Origin of the sequence: Streptomyces sp. NPDC026673, from assembly GCF_040638135.1 — a bacterium.
Taxonomy (GTDB): Bacteria; Actinomycetota; Actinomycetes; order Streptomycetales; family Streptomycetaceae; genus Actinacidiphila.
The window spans coordinates 298,108-319,516 of sequence record NZ_JBEZXR010000001.1 but is presented as its reverse complement, the minus strand read 5'-3'; the positions used below and the strand labels follow the sequence as shown (position 1 = coordinate 319,516).

17 protein-coding genes are annotated in these 21,409 nt (G+C 73.1%); 7 read left to right on the top strand and 10 right to left on the bottom strand.

Annotation, left to right across the window (positions count from 1 at the left end; genetic code table 11):
* Positions 1 to 2: 2 nt before the first annotated feature.
* From AB0F62_RS01505 to AB0F62_RS01475, 7 genes are all read right to left on the bottom strand, one after another.
* On the bottom strand, positions 3 to 833 hold the full coding sequence (locus AB0F62_RS01505; protein ID WP_361790741.1) for an LLM class F420-dependent oxidoreductase: 831 nt from the start codon (positions 831 to 833) through the stop codon (positions 3 to 5).
* A 159-nt stretch (positions 834 to 992) separates the two neighbouring features.
* Entirely contained in the window at positions 993 to 2,732 is a 1,740-nt protein-coding gene (locus tag AB0F62_RS01500; RefSeq protein WP_361790738.1) for a D-aminoacylase, read from the bottom strand.
* Positions 2,733 to 2,893: 161 nt separating this feature from the next.
* Positions 2,894 to 4,015 (bottom strand): LLM class flavin-dependent oxidoreductase, encoded by a 1,122-nt coding sequence (locus AB0F62_RS01495; protein ID WP_361790828.1) that lies wholly within the window; start codon positions 4,013 to 4,015, stop codon positions 2,894 to 2,896.
* Positions 4,016 to 4,108: 93 nt separating this feature from the next.
* Positions 4,109 to 4,873 carry an SDR family NAD(P)-dependent oxidoreductase gene (locus tag AB0F62_RS01490; RefSeq protein WP_361790735.1) on the bottom strand — a complete coding sequence of 255 codons (765 nt, stop codon included), beginning with the start codon at positions 4,871 to 4,873 and terminating at the stop codon, positions 4,109 to 4,111.
* Between the two features lie 12 nt (positions 4,874 to 4,885).
* Positions 4,886 to 5,758, bottom strand: coding sequence for a TIGR03619 family F420-dependent LLM class oxidoreductase (locus AB0F62_RS01485; RefSeq protein ID WP_361790732.1), 873 nt, complete (start codon positions 5,756 to 5,758; stop codon positions 4,886 to 4,888).
* A gap of 166 nt (positions 5,759 to 5,924) precedes the next feature.
* Positions 5,925 to 7,160 (bottom strand): amidohydrolase family protein, encoded by a 1,236-nt coding sequence (locus AB0F62_RS01480; protein ID WP_361790729.1) that lies wholly within the window; start codon positions 7,158 to 7,160, stop codon positions 5,925 to 5,927.
* Between the two features lie 888 nt (positions 7,161 to 8,048).
* Entirely contained in the window at positions 8,049 to 8,717 is a 669-nt protein-coding gene (locus AB0F62_RS01475; RefSeq protein WP_361790726.1) for an AMP-binding protein, read from the bottom strand.
* 347 nt (positions 8,718 to 9,064) lie between these two features.
* On the opposite strand from AB0F62_RS01475, the gene AB0F62_RS01470 reads away from it, so the two are divergent.
* From AB0F62_RS01470 to AB0F62_RS01460, 3 genes are all read left to right on the top strand, one after another.
* Complete coding sequence (locus tag AB0F62_RS01470) at positions 9,065 to 12,001, top strand: BTAD domain-containing putative transcriptional regulator (protein WP_361790723.1); 2,937 nt, start codon at positions 9,065 to 9,067, stop codon at positions 11,999 to 12,001.
* Between the two features lie 176 nt (positions 12,002 to 12,177).
* Positions 12,178 to 12,312, top strand: a complete 135-nt coding sequence (locus AB0F62_RS01465; RefSeq protein WP_361790720.1) for a hypothetical protein — start codon at positions 12,178 to 12,180, stop codon at positions 12,310 to 12,312.
* A 424-nt stretch (positions 12,313 to 12,736) separates the two neighbouring features.
* Complete coding sequence (locus AB0F62_RS01460) at positions 12,737 to 12,880, top strand: hypothetical protein (RefSeq protein WP_361790717.1); 144 nt, start codon at positions 12,737 to 12,739, stop codon at positions 12,878 to 12,880.
* Between the two features lie 58 nt (positions 12,881 to 12,938).
* Here the strand turns inward: AB0F62_RS01460 and AB0F62_RS01455 are convergent, their stop codons facing one another.
* On the bottom strand, positions 12,939 to 14,507 hold the full coding sequence (locus tag AB0F62_RS01455; protein ID WP_361790714.1) for a FadD3 family acyl-CoA ligase: 1,569 nt from the start codon (positions 14,505 to 14,507) through the stop codon (positions 12,939 to 12,941).
* Between the two features lie 57 nt (positions 14,508 to 14,564).
* On the opposite strand from AB0F62_RS01455, the gene AB0F62_RS01450 reads away from it, so the two are divergent.
* Genes AB0F62_RS01450 through AB0F62_RS01440 form a run of 3 tightly spaced genes read left to right on the top strand, consistent with a single transcriptional unit; the run spans position 14,565 to position 16,870 of the window.
* Entirely contained in the window at positions 14,565 to 15,713 is a 1,149-nt protein-coding gene (locus tag AB0F62_RS01450) for a lipid-transfer protein (protein ID WP_361790711.1), read from the top strand.
* A 1-nt stretch (position 15,714) separates the two neighbouring features.
* The gene (locus AB0F62_RS01445) at positions 15,715 to 16,122 is read left to right on the top strand and encodes an OB-fold domain-containing protein (protein ID WP_361790708.1); all 408 of its coding nucleotides are present in this window, start codon (positions 15,715 to 15,717) and stop codon (positions 16,120 to 16,122) included.
* The gene (locus AB0F62_RS01440) at positions 16,091 to 16,870 is read left to right on the top strand and encodes an enoyl-CoA hydratase/isomerase family protein (RefSeq protein WP_361790705.1); all 780 of its coding nucleotides are present in this window, start codon (positions 16,091 to 16,093) and stop codon (positions 16,868 to 16,870) included. The genes AB0F62_RS01445 and AB0F62_RS01440 overlap by 32 nt, the downstream gene beginning before the upstream one ends.
* Before the next feature lie 305 nt (positions 16,871 to 17,175).
* On the opposite strand, the gene AB0F62_RS01435 is transcribed toward AB0F62_RS01440, so the two are convergent.
* Together AB0F62_RS01435 and AB0F62_RS01430 are read right to left on the bottom strand one after the other, a co-directional pair.
* Positions 17,176 to 19,545, bottom strand: a complete 2,370-nt coding sequence (locus tag AB0F62_RS01435) for a PQQ-binding-like beta-propeller repeat protein (protein WP_361790702.1) — start codon at positions 19,543 to 19,545, stop codon at positions 17,176 to 17,178.
* Between the two features lie 135 nt (positions 19,546 to 19,680).
* Complete coding sequence (locus AB0F62_RS01430; protein ID WP_361790699.1) at positions 19,681 to 20,481, bottom strand: VOC family protein; 801 nt, start codon at positions 20,479 to 20,481, stop codon at positions 19,681 to 19,683.
* Between the two features lie 193 nt (positions 20,482 to 20,674).
* On the opposite strand from AB0F62_RS01430, the gene AB0F62_RS01425 reads away from it, so the two are divergent.
* Positions 20,675 to 21,322: a TetR/AcrR family transcriptional regulator gene (locus AB0F62_RS01425; RefSeq protein ID WP_361790696.1), complete on the top strand. Its 648-nt coding sequence runs from the start codon at positions 20,675 to 20,677 to the stop codon at positions 21,320 to 21,322.
* Positions 21,323 to 21,409 lie beyond the last annotated feature (87 nt).

Genomic DNA, 21,409 nt, shown 5'->3' with positions numbered 1-21,409 from the left:
CGTCACAGGTAGCGGGCGTACTCGTCCAGGGTGCGCAGCACGTCCGCCGTCCCGGCGGAGGGCAGTTGCAGCACGACCTCCTCCAGGCCCTGCTCCCGGTAGTACGCCAGCTTGCCGGCGTTCGGCCGGACCGCGTACGGCACGACCTGGAGCGCGGCCGGGTCGCGGCCGGCGTCAGCCCACACCCGCCGCAGGCGCGGGATGCTCTCCGCCAGCCCGCCGCCGCCGATGGGCATCCAGCCGTCGGCGTACTCGGCGATGTGCGCGAAGAGCAGGGGACCCGCGGCGCCGCCGCACAGGATGCGCGGCCGTCCGCCCGAGACCGGCTTGGGCCAGGCGTGACTGGCCTCCACGCGGCAGGACTCGCCCTTGTACGCCGTCGGTTCGGGCGCCCACAAGGCGCCCATCAGGGCCATCCGTTCCCGCACCAGTTCCCGGCGGCGCGGCCAGTCGACCCCGTGGTCGGCGACCTCCTCCACGTTCCAGCCGAAGCCGACGCCGAGGGTGAAGCGGCCGCCGGAGAGGAAGTCCAGGCTCGCTACCTGCTTGGCCAGCACGATCGGATCGTGCTGGGCGACCAGTGTGATGCCGGTGCCGAGTCGCAACCGGTGGGTGACGGCCGCGGCCGCGGACAGCCCGACGAAGGGGTCGAGGGTCCTGCCGTACTCGGGAGGCAGCGGATCGCCCATCGGCGCCGGGGTGCGCCGGCTCACCGGGATGTGCGTGTGCTCGGGGAGGTAGAGGCCGTCGAAGCCGCGCTCCTCCAGCTCGCGGGCGAGCCGGACGGCGGGGACGGAGTGGTCGGTCAGGAAGATCGTCGTGGCGATCCGCATGGCGTCGTCGCACCTCCCGTGGTGTGGGCCAACCGTATGCCCGTGGCGCGCGGCGCGCGGGGCCGCGACACGGTGCCGGACCACGGTGCGGCACCGGTCACCATGGTCGTGGCGGGGTCGCCGCGGGCCGCCCCCTGGAGCCCGACGGCCTGCGGGGCCTCACCATGAGGTCGGGACGGTACGGGTGTCCCGTCCGGAGCGCAGGACCCGGCCCGGGACCGCCCCGGTGACGGAGTCGTCCCGGATCGTCTCGACGCCGTTGACCCGGACGCTGACCACCCCCCGCGCCCTGGAGTCCAGTCGGGGGCTGTCGCCGGGCAGGTCGTGCACCAACGTGGCGGTGCCCGCGTCGATCCGCTCGGGGTCGAAGAGGACCAGGTCGGCGTGGTAGCCCTCGGCGACCCGGCCGCGCCCCCGCAGCCCGAACAGCCGCGCCGGGTCGTCGCTGAGCATCCGTACCGCCTTCTCCAGCGGCACGAGCCGGCGGCCGCGCAGGCAGTCGCCCAGGAAGCGCGTGGTGTACGGCGCCCCGCACATGCGGTCCAGGTGGGCGCCCGCGTCGGAACCGCCGAGCAGGACGTCCTCGTGCTCCCAGGTGGTGCGCCGCAGCTCCCAGCTGTCCGGGTCGTTGTCGGTGGGCATGGGCCACAGCACCGTCCGCAGGTCGTCGGCGGCGCAGATCTCGACGAGGGTGTGGAAGGGGTCCTGGCCCCGCTCGGCGGCGATGTCCCGCACCACCCTGCCGCTCACGCCGGCGCGCCGGTTCTCCTCGGAGTAGGTGTCGCCGATGACGTACCGGCCGAAGTCCGCCAGCCGGCGGAAGACGCCCGCCTCGGGGCTCCCGGCACGCCGCAGCATCGCGGCGCGGACCTCGGGGTCGCGGAGCCGGGCGATCCGCTCGGGCACCGGGAGGGAGAGGATCTCGCCCCAGCCGGGGATGAGGTTGAGGGCGCAGAAGGTGCCGAGCGACATGTTCATGGGGGTCAGGATCGGCATCGTCAGCGCGACGATGCGGCCGCCGGCCTTGCGGGCCCGCTCGGAGGCCTGCAACTGACGGGGAACCCGGTCCGGTACGGCGGCGTCGATCGTGAGGACGTTCCAGTTGAGCGGGCGTCCGGCGGCCACCGTCATGTCGACGAACAGGTCGATCTCCTCGTCCGAGAAGGTGTCCAGGCACCCGGCGACGATGGCCTCGAGTTGCGTGCCCTCGTGCTCGCCGACGGCCCGGGAGAGCGCGAGCAGTTCCGCGGGCCTCGCGTGCCGCGAGGCCACCGGGCTGCCGTCGCCGTCGGAGTGGGTGGCGGACTGGGTCGTCGACAGGCCCCAGCCGCCGGCCTCCATGGACTCGTGGAAGAGCCGCAGCATGGACTCCAGCTGGGCCGGTGAGGGCTGTCCGCCGACGGCGTCGGGGCCCATCACATAGCGGCGCAGCGCGCAGTGGCCCACCATGAAGCCGGCGTTGACGGCGATCCGGCCCTCCAGGGCGTCGAGGTAGTCGCCGAAGCCGTGCCAGTTCCAGTCGACACCGGATTCCAGGGCCGTCAGCGACATGCCCTCGACCTTGGACATCATCCGGCGGGTGTAGTCGGCGTCCTCCGGTTTGAGCGGCGCCAGGGTGAAGCCGCAGTTGCCGCCCGCGACCGTGGTGACCCCGTGGTCCATAGAGGGTGTCGCGAAGGGGTCCCAGAACAACTGGGCGTCGTAGTGGGTGTGCGGGTCGACGAAGCCGGGCGCCAGGACCAGTCCGGTCGCGTCCTCGGTGGTCCGTGCGGGCTCCTCGGCCCCGCCGGGCGGCGCCACCGCGACGACCCGGCCGTCCCGCAGGCCGACGTCGGCCGTGCGGGCCGGGGCACCGGTGCCGTCGACGAGCGTCGCGCCGCGGATCAGGTGGTCGAGCATGCGTGGTCCCTCCTCCTGCTGGGGCCGCGGGGGCGTCCCCGCCGCACGGTGTGTGGCCCCCGGCCGGCCCCGGGCGCGGCGGCCGCCGCCGCGGTACCGGTCCCGGTCCGGGGGCCGGGCGGCGGTCCGGGAAGGCGCCGCCCTGTCGGTGGCCCGCGGCGTCACGCCGCCCGGCGGAAGCGGGTGGTCCGGTGCACCGGGTCCGTGTCGATCTTGGGGATGACGTGCTCCCCCACCAGCTTGATCGTGCGCATCGTGTCCTCGAAGGGGACGCCCACCGGCAGCCCGAAGGAGAGCTGGTCGGCCCCCGCCGACTCCCAGCGCTTGCACTGCTTGAGCGCGTCGTCGGGATCGCCGCAGATCATCAGCTCCTCGTCCAGGAGCATCTCGATGAGCTCCTCGGTGTACGTCGGCAGCAGTTCGGGCCACTGCGGGATGTACTCCGGGCGCGGGAAGGTGTCGTGGTAACGGAAGACCAGCGACTGCAGGTAGTTGAGGTTGCTGCTCGCCGCGACGCGGATCGCCTCCTTGCGGGTCTCGGCGACGATCGCGGTGGTCGTCACCATGACGTTGTCGTTGACGAAGTCGCCGATCGGCTCGGCGTCGCGCACCGCGGTCTTGTACTGCTCCAGCACCCACTCCATGTCGGAGACCTTCTGGACGCTGAACCCCAGCACGCCCAGGCCCTTGCGGGCGGCCATGGCGTAGGAGGGCGGGGAGCCCGCGGCGTACCACATGGCGGGGTGCGACTTCCCGTGCGGCTTGGGGAAGACCTTGCGGGGCGGCAGGGACCAGTGTTTGCCCTGGAAGCCCGGGTACTCGTCGTTGAGCCACATCTTCGGGAACTCGCCGACGGTCTCCTCCCAGATCTCCTTGGTGGCGTTCATGTCCGTGACGCCGGGGAGGAAGCCGAGGATCTCGTGGCTGCCGGCGCCCCGGCCGGTGCCGAACTCGAAGCGCCCGTCGGAGAGGTGGTCGAGCATGGCGACCTTCTCGGCGACCTTGACCGGGTGGTTGACCTGCGGGAGCGGGTTGAAGATGCCCGACCCGAGGTGGATCCGCTCGGTGGCGTGGGTGAGGTAGCCGATGTAGACGTCGTTGGCGGACAGATGCGAGTACTCCTCGAGGAAGTGGTGCTCGCTGAACCACGCGTACTTGAAGCCCGACCGATCCGCCTGGACGACGTACTCGGTCTCCTCCATCAGCGCGTGGTGCTCCGCCTGCGGATCGACCTCCGAGCGGAACTTGGGCACATATCCCTGTACGAAGATCCCGAATTCCAAGGGGTTCACCGTCCCTAGCTTTTCTGACGGATCGTCAGATTCCCGCTCCGACTCTTCCACCGGCGACGAGGGAGGTCAATACCTGATGGAACGTCAGAAGGGCTGGACCCCGGCCAGCCACCCACCGTCGACGACGAACGGCTGCCCGGTGATGTACGAGGAGTCGTCGCTGGTCAGGAAGAGCGCCAGCCGCGCGACCTCCTCCGGGCGCCCGATCCTGCCGAGCGGCACGAGTTTGCCGTACAGCCGGTCCAGGGCCTCCGCGGGGACGGACTCCCCCGGGTTGGACATCGGGGTGTCGATCGCGCCCGGGCACATCGCGTTGACCCGGATCCCCTTGGGGGCCAGCTCCATCGCGGCCACCCGCGTCATGCCGACGACGGCGGCCTTGGTCGCGGCGTACGAGGTGACCCCGGCCAGGCCGGCCAGCGCCACATAGGAGGCGGTGTTCACGATCGTGCCCCCGCCGGCCGCCGTCAGCAGCGGGATCACGGTCCGCATCCCCAGGAAGGCGCCGACCTGGTTGACCAGGACGACCTCCTGGAACTCCGCCAGCGGAGTGGCCGCGAGCTCGTTGAAGCGCAGGATGCCGGCGTTGTTGACCAGCCCGTCGAGCCGGCCGAACGACTCCGTGGCGGCGTCCAGTGCGGCCGCCCAGTCCGCCTCCTTGGTCACGTCGAGGTGGACGTAGCGCGCCCGGTCGGTGCCGATCCCCTCCGCCACGGCCGCGCCCCGCTCGTCCAGCACGTCCCCGAGGACGACCCGCGCCCCCTCCGCCGCGAAGAGCAGCGCCTCCTGCTCGCCCTGCCCGCGCGCCGCGCCGGTGATCAGTACGACCCGGCCGTCCAGCTTGCCCATGCCCGTCACTCCCTACGCGTCGAGGTGCGGCGCCACGCCGTCGGCGAACGCCTCCATCTGGTCGAGCAGCTCCGCCGTCCCGCGGCTGCGGAACCGCACCTGGATCTGGTCCACCCCCATCGCGCCGTACTCCCGCAGCGACTCCGCCAGCGCCTCCGGCTTGCCGGTCAGCGTCCGCCGCCCCACCGGCCACTCCGGCTCGCCGACGTACAGCGGCTCCGCGATCACCCCGATGGTGATCGGCGCCCCGCCGCGCAACTCCCTCAGCCGGGCGATCTGCCCGGGCATGGCCTCCCGGGAGTCCCCCTGCGGCAGCCAGCCGTCCCCCCTCAGCGCCGCGCGCCGCACCGCCGCGGGCGAGGACCCGCCGACCCACACCGGCACCGGCCGCTGCACCGGTTCCGGCTTCTGCTCCCCCGCCGCGAAGTGCGCCCGGACCGCGTCGATGGCCTCGTCCAGCAGCGGCCCGCGCCGCTCGAAGTCCACCCCGAGGGCCTCGAACTCCTCCCGGACGTGCCCGGCCCCGACCCCGAGGATCAGCCGGCCGCCGGAGAGGTGGTCCAGGGTCGCGTACTGCTTGGCGGTCAGCAGTGGATGCCGCAGCCCGATCACCGCGACATGGCTCAGCAGCCGGACCCGCGTCGTCACGGCGGCCAGGAAGGCCAGCGTGGCGACGGGGTCGTACCAGGTGGGGCTCATCGCGGGGGCGAGCCGGGGCGGGATGGCCACATGGTCGCAGCACCCGATGTACGCGAAGCCGAGCCGGTCCGCGGCCCGCGCCACGTCCACCAGGTCGCCCGGCGGCGCCGCGGCCTCCCACGGCTCCGCGTAGAGGGTGCTCAGGGATTGCACCGGCAACTGCATGCCGTACGCGGTCTTGGTCATGCCGCCATGGTCGGACCTGACGGTCCGTCAGACAAGGGGTCCGGCGGTGCCTCGCGGACGGGCCTCGCACCGGGTGGCGGCGCGAGCCGCCGGCGTCCGCGGCGAACGCCGCCTCGCCTCCCCCGGTGCCGGGGGAGGCGAGGCCGCCACCGGCGGGCGAACCCTCTCAGCCCGCGGCCCCCGCCTGCCGCGGCCACAGGCCCTCCGGGGTCAGCCCCAGCAGCTCGATCGCGTTGCCGCGCACGATCCGCTCGACGACGTCCGGGGCGAGGTGGCCCATCTGGGCCTCGCCGACCTCGCGGGACTTGGGCCAGGTCGAGTCGGAGTGCGGGTAGTCGGTCTCGTACAGGACGTTGCCGACACCGATCGCGTCGATGTTGCGCAGGCCCACCGCGTCGTCGAAGAAGCACCCGTATATGTGCTCCCGGAACAGCTCCGAGGGCGGCCGCAACACCTTGTCGGCGACGCCGCCCCAGCCGCGGTTCTCCTCCCACACGACGTCGGCCCGCTCCAGGATGTACGGGATCCAGCCGATCTGGCCCTCCGCGTACATGATCCGCAGATTCGGGAAGCGGTCGAAGACGCCGGACATCAGCCAGTCGACCATCGAGAAGCAGCAGTTGGCGAAGGTGATCGTGGAGCCGACCGCGGGCGGCGCGTCGGCGGAGGTCGACGGCATGCGCGAGGAGGAGCCGATGTGCATCGCGATGACGGTGCCGGTCTCGTCGCAGGCGCGCAGGAACGGATCCCACGCGTCGGTGTGGACGGACGGCAGCCCGAGGTGCGGCGGGATCTCGGAGAAGCAGACGGCGCGCACCCCGCGGTCGGCGTTGCGGCGCACCTCGGCGGCGGCCAGCTCCGCGTCCCACAGCGGGATGAGGGTGAGCGGGATCAGCCGGCCGCCGGCCCGCGGCCCGCACCACTCCTCGACCATCCAGTCGTTGTAGGCGCGCACGCACAGCAGCCCCAGCTCCCGATCCTTCGCCTCGGTGAAGGTCTGGCCGCAGAAACGGGGGAACGTGGGGAAGCACAGGGCGGACTGCACGTGGTTGACGTCCATGTCCGCCAGCCGCTCGGGGACGCTGTAGGAGCCGGGGCGCATCTGCTCGTAGGTGATCGCCTCGAGGCGCACCTCGTCCCTGCTGTAGCCGACGGCGGTGTCCAGGCGGGTCAGGGGGCGCCGCAGGTCCTCGTAGACCCACCAGTCGGCGATGGGGCCGTCGTCGCCGGGCTCGCCCATGCGCGGGGCGAACCTGCCGCCGACGAAGCTCATCGACTTCAGGGGCGCGCGCACGATGCGGGGTGCGCGGTCCCGGTACGCCGACGGGAGCCGGTCCCGCCAGACGTCGGGGGGCTCGACCGTGTGATCGTCCACCGAAATGATCCTCGGGAAGGTCTCCATGGGGTCACGGTAGCGCGAATCTGACGGTGCGTCAGTAGTTGGCGGTTCCCCGGTGCGGGCCGTTGTCGCGTGCGGCGCCGTTGTGGTTGCGGTGGGGTTTTTCCCCGCCCTCCCGCCCGATTGCCCGGCGCGGTCAGGCACCGCCTCGCGCGTGTGAGGGTGGGCCGGGTGCGGGGCCTCCGGGGCTGGCCATTCTGGACGCATATTTACGTGCATGGCGGGCACCTGCTCTTCTCACCCCGGGTGCCGCACACAAATACGCCCAGTGTCCAGAACGCCCACCCCTCCGACCCCGCCCCCTCCCTCTCGTAGCGCGCCTGATCCCCGGAGGGTGGGTACAGAAGGCGGTCCGGGGTCACCGCAAGCACCCAACTCACCCCCACCGGGTCAGGCACCCCGGAGGCACCGCCCAGCGGTAGCTCGGGGACGCAGGGGGCGAGCAAGCGGTCCGGGGTTGCCGCAAGCACCCAACTCACCCCCACCGGGTCGGGCGCCCCCGTGGGGGGTACCGCCCAGCGGTAACTGGGGAAGTGCGGGGTGAGGAAGCGGTTCGGGGTTGCCGCGAGTGCCCAACCAAACCCCCTCCGGCCGTCGTGCGCGTCAACGACCGGAGGGGGTGTGGCGGGGTGCGCCCATGGGGGTCCCCCCGGCCGAAGGCTGGGGGAGACGAGCGGCGGACCCGGTGCCGAATGATGTGGGGGTGAACCGCGAGCGTTGGTGGGGGTCCCCCCGGCCGGAGGCTGGGGGAGTGCGCCGGCGCGGCACCGACCCCACGCCAACAGAGCGCAGGCCCGCACCGACCGCGCCGGGCAATCGGGCGGGCGGGCGGGGAAACCGCCCGCCGCAGGCGCAACGAACCCGCACACAACCACCGGGCCCGCAGAACGCTTAGGCGGCACCGCCACCCGGCGCAAGAAGCAGCATGCGCCACACCGCGTCCTCCAGCCCGCGCACGGACGCGATCCACCCCAGACTCTCCTCCGGGGTCCCCCGGCCCGCCGCGACCGCCAACTCACCGGCCGCGTCCGCGAGGTCGCCGTGCCGCAGGGCGGGTTCCATGCGGCCCCCGCCAAGACCGTCGGCGACATACCGCTCGTAGCCCGGCGCCGTGCGCAGGACCCCGACCGGACGCCACTCCTCCGCCAGCCGCCCCACCGGCTCGCCGCCCACCCGCCGCCCGTCGGCCTCCACGACCTGCGTGCGCGAGCGGTCCACGGACAGGGCCGTCCACGCGTCGGCGCCGGTCAGTACGGCCGCCGGACGGCAGCGCTCGACGGCCTCCGCGACCGTCCCCGCGCCGTCCGGGCCGCCCCCGACCAGCGGCACCGCCGCCATCCCGGCGTACAGGCAGCCGTAGAAGGCCCCGGTGAGGTCCGCGCCCTGCGGATAGGCGAGCAGCACCCGGCTGCCCGGCGGCAACAGCCGCCCCAGCCGGGCCGCGACGGCGCGGGCACGGCGGTCGAGCCCGGCGAAGTCGCAGTCGTACGGCTCGTACGGGCGCCCCTCCGGATGCCGGACCGCCCGCCGGCGCAGCGCGGGGCCGGGCAGCCGGTACACCGACGGCGCCGGCGCCCCTCCGCCCCGACTCCGCGGCCCGCTCACGGCCTGCGGCACACAACGCGCACACATGGGCGGCCCTCCACCTCCCCGGACGTAACACGCGTCAGGACGACGGCATATGCCCGCACTTCACATGAAAATGGACCGAACATTCCTCGCAACTCCTGGGAACGCCCCTCCCGAAAGCCGCCCATAGGTGACCGCGTACAGGTTGAGGCGGCAAACTGGCACAGGCGACGGAACCGACCGGGTCGGTCCCACCGTCCGTGAAGACTGTTCCGTCTCGTGATGAACGATCGATATACGCGCTCGTCGGGAAGGTTCGGCGGCACCTGGGGGCAGGCATGGCAAGCGGTAAGGACCACGGCGGAGCGCTGCGCTTCGCGGTCCTCGGCCCGGTGCGGGCCTGGCGCGGCAAGGAGCCGATCTCCGCCGGGTCTCCACAGCAGAAGGCGTTGCTCGGCGCGCTGCTCCTGCGCGGCGGCCGCACGGCCACCGCGCAGGAGCTGATGGACGCCGTCTGGGGAGAGGACCCGCCGCCCACCGCGCTCGCGGCTCTGCGCAGTTACGCCTTCCGCCTGCGCAAGGCCCTCGGCGCCGAAGCGCTGGCCACCGTCGACGGCGGCTATGTGCTGCACCCCGGCGAGGGGTTCGACCTCTTCCTCGCCGAACGCCACCAGGCCGCCGCCGAGAAGGCCCGCGCGGCGGGCGACCTGGCCACGGCCCGGGAGGAACTGCGCGGCGCCCTCGCCCTCTTCGACGGCGAGCCGCTGGCGGGGCTCCCCGGGCCGTACGCCGAGACCCAGCGCACCCGCCTGCAGGAATGGCGGCTGCAGCTCACCGAGACCTGCCTCGACCTGGACCTGCTGGCCGGCTGCCATGCCGAGGCCGTCTCCGAGCTCACCGTGCTGTCCGCGGAGCACCCGCTGCGCGAGCGCCCGCGCGCCCTGCTGATGCTCGCCCTGTACCGCAGCGGGCGGCAGGCCGAAGCGCTGGGCGTCTACGCCGACACACGCCGTCTCCTCGACGACGAGCTGGGCGTCGACCCGGGCGCCGAACTCGCCGAGCTGCACCAGCGCGTGCTGGAGGCCGACCCCGCGCTGCTTCCGCCGCCGGTCCCCCAGGCCGAGACCGTCGCCGAGCCGGTGCGGCCGGCCCAGCTGCCGGCCACCGTCGCCGACTTCACCGGTCGCGCCGCCTTCGTCCGCGACCTCGGCGAGCGGCTGGCCGGGGCCTCCGCTGAGGGCGGCGTCATGTCGGTCTCCGCGGTCGCCGGCATCGGCGGCGTCGGCAAGACGACCCTCGCCGTCCACGTGGCCCACGCCGTCGCGGACACCTTCCCCGACGGCCAGCTCTACGTCGACCTCCAGGGCACCGACGCCCGGCCCGCCGAACCCGAGGCGGTGCTCGCCTCCTTCCTGCGCTCCCTCGGCGTCACCGACTCCGCGATACCCGAGTCCCTCGCCGACCGTGCCGCGCTCTACCGCTCCACCCTCGCGGGCCGCCGGATCCTGGCCCTGCTGGACAACGCCCACGACGCCGCCCAGGTCCGCCACCTCCTGCCGGGCACGCCCGGCTGCGCCGCGCTGATCACCAGCCGGACCCGGATGGTCGACCTGGCCGGGGCCCACCTGGTCGACCTCGACGTCATGAGCCCGGAAGAGGCCCTGCTGCTCTTCACCCGCATCGTCGGGGAGGAGCGCGTCGCCGCCGAACGCCAGGCCGCCCTGGACGTGGTCGCCGCCTGCGGCTTCCTTCCGCTCGCCATCCGCATCGCCGCCTCCCGCCTGGCCACCCGCCGTACCTGGACGGTCTCCTTCCTCGCCCGCAAGCTCAGCGACGAACGCCGCCGCCTGGACGAGCTCAAGGCCGGCGACCTCGCCGTCAAGGCCACCTTCGAGCTCGGCTACGGCCAGCTCACCCCGCAGCAGGCCCGTGCCTTCCGGCTGCTGGCCCTCGCCGACGGCCCGGACATCTCCTTGGACGCGGCCGCGGCCGTCCTCGACATGGACGTCTACGACGCCGAGGAACTGCTCGAGGCCCTGGTCGACATCAGCCTCATCGAGTCCGCCGCGCCCGCCCGCTACCGCTACCACGACCTGGTGCGCCTCTACGCCCGCGACTGCGCCGAGCGTCACGAGAGCGAGGACTCCGGGTGTGCGGCCCTCTCCCGGCTGCTCGACTTCTACCTGGCGTCCGCCGCCCTCGCCTACGAGCTGGAGAACCCGGGCGACCGTGTCCTGGACCACCTGAGCCCCGTCGGCCGGCCCGGCCTCGCCTTCGCCTCCCGCGAGGAGGGACTCGACTGGCTCTTCACCGAGGCGCCCAGCCTCCTCGCCGCCGTCCGGCAGAGCGCGGGCGGCGGTTGCAAGGGGCCGATGCGGCGGGCCGTCGACCTGCTGTTCACCTCGCAGGACCTGATGGAGTCCGGCATCTACGCGCGCCAGTACGAGCAGGCCACGCGTGCCATCGTCGCCACGGCCGGTGCCTGCGGCGAGCCGCTCGTGGAGGGCCGGGCCCGCGTACTGCTCGGCCAGCTGAACAGTCTGGCCGGACGGCTGGAGGAGGCGGACCGGGAGGCCGAACGCAGCCTCGTGCTGGGGCGATCCGTCGGCGATCCCCTGACCAGCAGCTACGCCCCCAATCTGCGCGGCATGGTGGCCTTCCCGAGACGGCGCTTCCAGGACTGCGCGGACCACCATTCCCAGGCCCTCGAAGCCTTCATGGCCGACGGCAACCGGCACGGCGGCGCCGCCGCGCTGAGCAATCTGTCCCGCGCCCAGATCGAGCTCGGGGACGTCTCCGCCGCCGTGGCCTCGGCGGAGCAGGCCCTGTCGATCTACCGTGAGCTGCGCGCCGGGTTCCGCCTCGGCAACGGTCTCTACGCGTTCGCCATCGCGCTCACCGCGGCCGGTCGCCGCGAGGAGGCCCTGGCGTCGCTCTCCGAGGCGCTGCCCGTCTTCAGAGCGGCGCGGCAGCAGTTCTGGGAGGCCATGTCCCTCTTCCGCATGGCGGAGGTGCACCTGTCCTCCGGCGCCCACCGTCAGTCGGCGGCGCTTGCCGAGCAGTCGCTGAACGCGCTCCGCGACCTGGGGGGCGAGCTCTACCGCGCGAAGGTGCTCACCGTCCTCGGGCGCGCGCTCGCCGAGGTCGGCCAGGTGGACCGTGCCCGCGCCTGCTGGCGGGACGCCCTGGCGGCCTTCGTCGCGCTGGGCTCCCCCGAGGCGGACGAGGTCGAGCGCCTGCTGGACGGTCCCGCCGCTCCGGCCGTCGCCGTCTAGCCGGTTCCGCGCTGCGCAACACCGCTGATACAGGACATCAACAGTTCCGTTTATCGGTTGATTATCGACGCCTGCCACGATTCCATCACTGCAAGAGCTGCCCGCCTGGTAGCGCACGGGGGTCGTTGCCAGGCGGGCTTCATATCGGCCCAGTTCCACCCACCAGGGGAGGCACCATGAGCGAGACGGCACCCGAGTCCGGCTCCACCGTCGAGGAAGAGCCGGAAGTCGTCACCACCGAGGACACCGAGGAGCCCAAGGTCAAGGGCGACGACACCACGGTCAAGCCCGACAACTGGCACACGCCCTGACCGGCGCCTGACACGGGGGACGGTCGGCCCGAGGGGGGGGCACGGGGGACAGCACCACCACGGGGGAAGCAGCACGAGGGAAACACCACGGGGGACAGCACCACGGGGGAAGCAGCACGGGGGAAGCAGCACGGGGGACGGCACGGCCTGAGGAGCGCACCAAGGGGGGAGCGCTTCCGGGGGAGCACGAAAGAACCACGGACCGACTGCGGCGCGGAGGGGGCGCCGCAGTCGGTCCTTCTTCGCGTGCGCCAGGGGGCGGCCCCCGGCACCCCACGACACTTGCGGGCCCGGGGGCCCAACACGGTATGTTTCACGCCCGAGTTGGCCCCACGCCGTCCTGCGGCCCGGGCCGTCTCGCCGGCACCACCTGTACGCATGCTGCCGCCGGGTGCCCGCACCCGGCCTCTCCTCCGGAGGCGTCATGAAGTTCGTACGCAAGGCCGCCGTCGTCCTCGCCGCCGTGGCGGCCGGACTCCTCTCCGCCGCGCTCCCGGCCGCCGCCGCGGACAGCCCGGACGCCTGGCACCAGACGGTCGTCGGCCCCGACAACTGGCACGCGCCCTGATCCCGTCCTGCGGGTCGGTGGCCCTCCCGCGTCCTGCGGGAGGGCCACCGCCTGACGTTCAGCGGGCCCGCAGCGCCGTCTTGAGCACCTTCCCGCTCGCGTTGCGCGGCAGCTCCGCCAGGAACTCCACCTCGCGCGGCACCTTGTAGTTGGCCATCTCCCGCCGGGACCAGGCGATCAGGTCGTCCGCGGTGACCACGGCCCCGTCCCGCCGGACGACGTACGCCCGGCCGACCTCCCCGAGCCGCCGGTCGGGGACGCCCACCACCGCCGCCTCCACCACGTCCGGGTGCCGGGCGAGCGCCTGCTCGATCTCCGCCGGGTAGGCGTTGAACCCGCCGACGATGAACATGTCCTTGATGCGGTCGGTGATGCGCAGGTTCCCGTCGGCGTCCATCACGCCCACGTCCCCCGTGTGCAGCCAGCCGTCCGCGTCGACGGCCTCGGCCGTGGCCCCGGGATCCTCCCAGTAGCCGGACATCACGTGGTAGCCGCGCACCAGGACCTCCCCGGGCTGCCCCGGGCCGCCGGACAGCACCCGCACCTCCGTGTCGGGGATGGCCCGCCCGGAGGTCTCGGCCACCACCCCCGCGGGGTCACCGCGGCGGCACATGGTCACGGTGCCGCTCGCCTCCGTCAGCCCGTACGCGGTCAGCACCGTGGCGATCTTCAGCTCGCTGCGCAGCCGTTCGACCAGCTGCAGCGGGATCACCGACGCCCCCGTCACCACCAGCCGCAGCGAACTCAGGTCGTGCTGGGCGCGTTCGGGGTGGTCGAGGATCGACTGGTGGAGCGTGGGCGGGCCGGGCAGCACGGTGACGCGCTCGGCGGCGATGTTGGCCAGGACCGTGCCCACGTCGAACACCGGCTGCGGGATCATCGTCGCGCCCCGCATGAGGCAGGCGACGATCCCGGCCTTGTAGCCGAAGGTGTGGAAGAACGGGTTGACGATCAGGTAGCGGTCGCCCTCCGCCAGCCCCGCGAGGTCCGCCCACACGTCGTAGACGCGCAGGGTCTGGGCATGGGTGATCACGGCGCCCTTGGGGTGGCCGGTCGTCCCGGAGGTGAAGGTGATGTCGGAGGGCGCGGAGCCGTCGATCGCGTCGGAACGCGCCCGTACCGCCGCGCCGGACACCGGGTCGCCGGCCGCCAGGAAGTCCCTCCACCGCCGGTAGCCGTGGCCCTCGGGCGCGGCGTCGGAGAGGACGACCACCTGTTCCAGGTCCGGCAACGGGTGCTCCTCCGTCGCGCGCCGCAGCGAGGCGACGTAGGAGGTGCCGAGGAAGGTGCCGGTGACGAAGAGCAGCCGGGCACGGGTGCGGCGCAGGACGTAGGCCGCCTCGGCGCCCTTGAAGCGGGTGTTGAGCGGGACGAGGACGCCGCCGGCGGTGACGGAGCCGAGGGCCGCGGTGATCCAGTCGAGGGTGTTGGGGGCCCAGATCGCGACGCGGTCCCCCGGGCCTATGCCGGCCGCGACGGCCGCGGCGGCGGCCCGCTCGACCCTGGCGCCGAGTTCCGCGTAGGTGACGCGGATGCGGCCGTCCACCACCGCCTCGCGCTCCCCCCAGCGCCGCGCGGCCTCCCGCACGAGCCGTGGAACGCTGCCCCACTCCAGGTCACCGCGCATGCGCCAGGCACCTCCCCATGAGCTGACTATCCGTCAGATTAGCGATAGCCTGACGGAATGTCAGCATTGAAGGACGCCACCGCGATCGCGGGCATAGGCACGACGCCCTTCGCCAGGCATCTTCCCGAGTCCGAGAAGGCCCTCGCCTGCCGGGCGATCCTGGCGGCGCTCGACGACGCGGGCATCGAGCCGGGCGAGGTCGACGCCCTCGCCTCGTACACCATGGAGGAGACCGACGAGGTCGAGCTGGCCAAGGCCGTCGGCCTCGGCGACCTCACCTTCTTCTCCAAGGCGGGCTTCGGCGGGGGCGGCTCCTGCGCCACTGTCGCCCACCTCGCCGCCGCCGTCGCCACCGGCCAGGCCACCGTGGGCGTCGCCTGGCGCTCCCGCAAACGCGGCAGCGGTCCGCGCCCCTGGACCAACACCACCGTCCAGCTGCCCACCCCCGCCCAGTGGACCCGGCCCTTCGGCCTGCTCCGGCCCGCCGACGAGATCGGCATGCTGGCCCGGCGCTACATGCACGAGTACGGCGCGACCCGCGACCACCTCTTCAACGTCGCCCTCGCCTGCCGCAACCGCGCCAACCAGAACCCGGCCGCGATCATGTACGAGCGACCGCTCACCCGCGAGATGTACATGACCTCGCGCTGGATCAGCGAACCGCTCTGCCTCTTCGACAACTGCCTGGAGACCGACGGCGCCCTGGCCTGCGTCGTGGTCTCCGCCGACCGGGCCCGCGACTGCCGGCAGCGCCCCGTCTACGTCCACTCCGCCGCCCAGGGCCTGCCGGCCCAGCACCACGGCATGGTCAACTACTGGACCGACGACCCCCTCACGGGCCCCGCCTGGACCGCCGCCCGCCATCTGTGGAAGCACGCCGACCTCACCCCCGAGGACATCGACGTCGCCCAGATCTACGACGCCTTCACCGCCCTCGTCCCGCTCTCCCTGGAGGGCTACGGCTTCTGCGCCCGCGGCGAGGGCGCCGCCTTCACCGAGGGCGGTGCGCTGGAGATCGGCGGGCGGCTGCCGCTGAACACCTCCGGCGGCGGGCTGAGCGAGGCGTACGTCCACGGCTTCAACCTGATCACCGAGGGTGTGCGGCAGCTGCGCGGCACCTCCACCGCCCAGGTGCCCGGCGCGCGGACCTGCCTGGTCACCGCGGGCGAGGGCGTACCGACCTCCGCCCTGATCCTGAGGAGCTGACATGCTGAGCCCCGTCCCCGACGACGACGGCGCCCCCTTCTGGGAGTACGCCCGCGCCGGCGAACTGCGCGTCCAGGCATGCGCCGACTGCGGTCGGCTGCGGTTCCCGCCCCGTCCGTGCTGCCCGTACTGCCGCTCCTTCGCCGGGCAGTGGCGGCCGGTGAGCGGCCGCGGACGCGTCTGGTCGTACGTCGTCCCGCATCCGCCGCTGCTGCCCGGCTACGCCGAGCAGGCCCCGTACAACGTGATCCTCGTCGAGCTCGCCGAGGACCCCCGGATCCGGCTGGTGGGCAACCTGGTCACGGCACCGGACGCCCCGCTGGACTCCGTCGACCCCGCCCGCATCCGCATCGGCGCCCCCGTGAAGGCGGTGTTCCATGACGGCATCCCGCGCTGGCTTGCGCTGTGAGACGAAGGACGGCATCGCCGTCGTCACCCTCGACCGGCCGGAGCGGCACAACGCCCTCGATCTCGCCACCGCCGCGCGGCTCGGCGCGCTCTGGCGGGAGTTCCGCGCCGGCGACGAGGTCCGCGCCGTCGTCCTGACCGGCGCCGGCGACCGCGCCTTCTGCACCGGCCTGGACCGCTCGGCCGAGGTCCCGCAGCCGCCCACCCCGTACGCCATCGACGATCCGCTGCTGTCCGTCGGGCCCAAGGCCAACGACCTGTGGAAGCCCGTCATCGCCGCCGTGAACGGCATGGCCTGCGGCGGTGCCTTCTACCTGCTCGGCGAGTGCGAGTTCGTCATCGCCGCCGAGCACGCCACCTTCTTCGACCCGCACACCAGCTACGGCATGGTCAGCGCGTACGAGGCCATCGCCATGGCGCAGCGCATGCCGTACGGCGAGGTGATGCGCATGGCCCTGATGGGCACCGCGGAGCGGATCGGCGCCCGGCGCGCCCATGAGACGGGGCTGGTGTCGGAGGTCGTGCCCGGACCGCTGCTGCTCGAGACCGCCCTGCGCGCGGCCGCCGTCGTGGCCGCCCACCCCACCGAGGCCGTGCAGGGCACGATCCGCGCCGTCTGGTCGGCCCACGAGGCAGCCCGGGCCCAGGCATTCGCGCACGCGCCGCACCTCATCGCCCTCGGCAACCTCCCGCCCGGGCGTCAGGCCCGGCTCTTCGCGCACCGCGACCGGGAGCACCGGGTGCGCTGAGGGCGGCGGCTTCGCGCGCCGCCGTCCGGCCCGGTGGCGGAAGTCCCGCCGCGGCGGGCGGAGTACGGGCCACCCGATGCCTGCTCCCGTGGCCGCCGTCGTGGTCGTGGGCGTGGCCGCCGGGGACGGCGGCGCCGGGGCATGCCCCGCCGAACCTCCCGGTGACGTACCGGCTCGGCGCCACGGCCGAGGTCACCCTGACGGCCCCTCGCGTGGCGCCCCCGGCCCCCGCCGCGTAAGTTGACCAGCGACGGCCGTCGTCAGCCCCTTCCGTGTGAGGCGACGACGGCCGTCATCCGGGATCCTCACGCGCGCCGGGTGGCCGCCTCGGTGCCCTTGACCGCGTTGAGGGCGTACACGCAGCGGTCCTTGCTGCTCGCGTAGACCACACCGTCCGCGACGACCGGGGAACCGGTGATCTCGCCGCCGGTCTCCAGCTTCCAGCGCAGCTGACCGCCGCCCGCGTCGACCGTGTAGAGACAGTGGTCCTTCGAGCCGAAGTGCACCCGCCCGTCCGCGACGACCGGGGAGCCGACGATCTCGCCCTGGGCGGCGAAACGCCACTTCGGGGTGCCGGAGACCGCGTCGAGCGTGTAGAGCGCGCCGCCCGCGCCCAGCATCACCGAGCCGCCCGCGACGAGCACCGGCTCCACGCTCTGCCGCTGCTCGGTCGCGACCCGCCAGCGGTCCCGCCCGTCGGACGGGTCCAGGGCGTACACGGTGCCCAGGTAGTCGGCGACGTAGACGCCACCGCCCGAGACGCCGGGCCCCGGCACGTAGGAGGGCGGCGCGAACATCACCGCGGGCGCGTCGAAGCGCCACCGCTCGGTGCCGCTGCGGGCGTCCAGGGCGAGCACGCGGTTCCCGACGGTCACGTAGACCGCCCCGTCCGCGACCACCGGCCGGGTCGGCATGGCCCCGCCGTCCCCGGTCGGGTACGACCACTGCTCGGTTCCGCTGCCCGCGTCCAGCGCGTGCAGCCGGCCGCCGCCGTGGAAGTACACGACCCCGTCCACGACGCTCGGGCCCGACTCGGGCGCCTCGAACTCCGTCTGCGCCCCGCCGCGTTCCCAGCGCAGCCGTCCGGCCGCCGCGTCCCAGACCTGGACTCCGCCGCCGCGCGTACCGGTCACGACGGTGCCGGAGTCGGCGCGGAGCGAGTAGATCCAGCCGTCCACGCCGGTGCGCCAGCGCTCGGAGCCGTCCGCGGCGTCCAGGGAGTACAGGCTCGGCCCGTCGGAGCCGTGGATCCTGCCCTCCGAGACGGCCATGGTCCACGCCACGTCACGGGTCTTGAACTGCCGCCGCCCGGTGGCCACGTCCAGCGCGTGCACCTCGAAGGAGGTCACGTAGAGCCGCCCCGAGGAGACGATCGGGGTGCCCCACACGTCGTTCGACATACGGAAGCGCCACGGCCGCCACTCGCCCGGCGGGACCGACGGCGCCTGCGGGACGCCCTGCGGCGCGCCCTGGGCGCTCCCCTGACCGGGCACCGCCGCCGGAGCTCCGCCCGGGCCACCGCGGCCGGCCCAGCCGAGACCGCCCCCGGCGGCCGCGGCGGCTGCGGCCTGGTTCTTGCGCTCGGCGATCCTCATCCCGGGCCCTATCGGCGCCGACCCGGCGAGCTGCACCGGCCCCGCTCCGCCCTCGGCGGGAGCCGGCTGGGGCGCCACGGGGGGCCCGGGGGGCTGCGCGGGCATCGGGGGCACCGCGGCCCCCGCGCCGCCTGCACCGGCACCCGCACCGCCGCCGGGGGCGCCCGGCCCCGCGCCGGGACGGCCGCCACTGCGCCGCTCCTCTATCAGGCCGACCGCCGCGGGCGGCAGCCACGCGGACGCCGTACCGGTGTCGTCCCCCGCGGAGGAGAACAGATGCGGCGCCAGCTGCGCCTGGAGATCCGCGGGGCTGGGCCGGCGCTCTGCCTCCATGCGCATGCACGCCTCGATCAGCGGGCGCAGCTCGTCGGGCAGGCCCGACACGTCCGGGCCCTCCCGGAGCAGCATGAAGACGGTCTCCACGGGGTTCGCCCCGTGGTAGGGCGCGTGCCCGGTCGCGGCGAACACCAGCGTCGAGCCCAGCGAGAAGACATCGCTCGACCCGGTGACGCTGCGCGAGTCCTTGGCCTGCTCCGGCGACATGTACGCGGGCGTGCCGACGGCGACGTTCGTCATCGTCAGCCGTGTGTTGGAGACTCCGCTCGCGATGCCGAAGTCGATCACCCGCGGGCCGTCCTCGACGACGAGGACGTTGGAGGGCTTCAGGTCCCGGTGGACCAGCCCCGCCCCGTGGATGGACTGCAGCGCCTCCGCGACACCGGCCGCCAGCCACCGTACGGCCTGAACGGGCAGCGGCCCGGACTCGTTGACGATCTCCTCGAGCGAGGGCGCCGGCACGAAGGCCGTCGCCAGCCAGGGCACGGCGGCCCTGGGATCGGCGTCGACGACCGCCGCCGTGTAGAAACCGCTGACCGCGCGAGCCGCCTCGACCTCACGGGCGAAGCGCACGCGGAACAGCTGGTCCTCGGCGAGCTCCGCCCGTACGGTCTTGATCGCCACGCGCCGGCCGGATGCCGAGCGCGCGAGATAGACCAGGCCCATACCGCCGGCGCCCAGCCTGCCCAGCACCTCGAAAGGGCCGATCCGTCTCGGATCGTGCTGCGTCAGCTGCTGCACCACTGCCCTGCCACCTCCCCGTGGGTTTCCCCCATCCCGGGGTCCGTCCCTGATTCTTCCTGGGATGAGTATCAGTTGCGAACCCGGGGCGGTGTCGACACGCGATTACCTTTGATTCGGTTGCGGATCCGCCCGCGTTCAGGACGGCTTCTCGCCCACCGTGGTGCCGGTGTCGATCAGGGCGAAATGGGCACCCTGGTCATCGCTCGCCAGGAGAAAACGGCCGAAAGGCGAATCGATCGGACCCATCGTGACCCTGCCGCCGAGTCGCGCGACGGTCTCCGCGGCCCGGTCGGCGTCGGAGACGGCGAAATAGACGATGAAGTGCGCGGGCAACTCCTCCGGGAAGCCCTCCCCCATCCGGAAGCGGCCGAAGACCGCGTTGTCCGGGGTGATCTCCCTGCCCTCGGGGACGAAGACGCGGAAGTCGATGGCCTCGTCGTCGATCCGCTTGCTGCCGTAGCCGAATACCTGCTCGTAGAAGGCATCGGTCCGCTCCGTCTCGCGCGTGTAGACCTCGCTCCACACGTACGTGCCCGGCCGGCCGGTCGCCTCGAAGCCGAGGTGCGTGCCGGCCTGCCACACCCCGAACACCGCGCCGCCCGGATCGGCCGCCATGAGCATCGTGCCGAAGGGGCCGACGGCCATGGGATCCATGATGAGTTGACCGCCGGAGTCGCGAATCCTGCGCGCGGTGGCCTGGATGTCGGAGGAGGCGAGGTAGAGGTTCCAGACCGTCGGCATCCGGCCGTCCGGTTTGGGGGAGAGGGCCGCGACGTTCTTGCCGTCCGGACCGAACGCCTGGGTGTACTGGCCGTACTGCTCCTCCCCCGCCCCGAAGGTCCAGCCGAGCAGTTCGCCGTAGAAGCGCTTGCCCGCCTCCAGGTCGTTGAGCATGGCGTCGGCCCAGCAGGGTGCGCCGTCGGGATATGCGGCCATCTCGTCCTCGATTCGTCCGATGAAGCTGCGGTCGATCCCGATTCACGTGGGGATTCGCGCGGATCGACGGAGTGTCTGGCTTGACACGTTATCGGCGGATCCTCCGCCGCGCCCGAGGAGAAATCGAACACATGGCCTTCCCCATTTGCAGGCACCGAATCGCGCGCTGATCACCAGCCCGTAAACTGACGGCATGACAGGACAAGTTCGCACCGTCGACGGCCGTGTGGCAGGGCGCCGGGGACAGGCGACGCGGCAGAAGCTGCTCGACTGCCTCGGCGAAATGCTCAGCACGTCGCCGTACCGGGACGTCAAGGTCATCGACGTCGCCCGGATGGCGGGTACCTCCCCCGCAACGTTCTACCAATACTTCCCCGACGTCGAGGGCGCCGTCCTCGAGCTGGCAGACGAGATGGCCAAGGAGGGCGCCGCGCTGACGGACCTCGTCGCCGGCCGCTCCTGGGCCGGCAAGTCCGGCGCCACGGCGGCGGAGGAACTGGTCGAGGGCTTCCTCTCCTTCTGGCGCAAGCACGACGCCATCCTGCGCGTCGTCGACCTGGGCGCTGCCGAAGGGGACAAGCGGTTCTACAAGATCCGCATGAAGATCCTCAACCCCCTCACCAACTCCCTTTCCGACTCGATCAAGGAGCTCCAGGGCAAGGGCCGGGTCGACAAGGATGTCAGCCCCGCGGCGGTCGCCGGATCACTGGTGGCCATGCTCGCCGCGGTCGCCGCGCACCAGAAGGGCTTCCAGAGCTGGGGTGTCAAGCAGGCCGAGCTGAAGCCCAATCTGGCGCTCCTGGTGCACCTGGGTGTGACGGGCAAGAAGCCGGCGCGCTGACCCCTGCGCTCCGACGCCCGCCTCCGGCGGCCTTGTTGAATTACGTTCACGTCGAAGTCCTGCCTGCAACGACGCGGGTGCCTACCG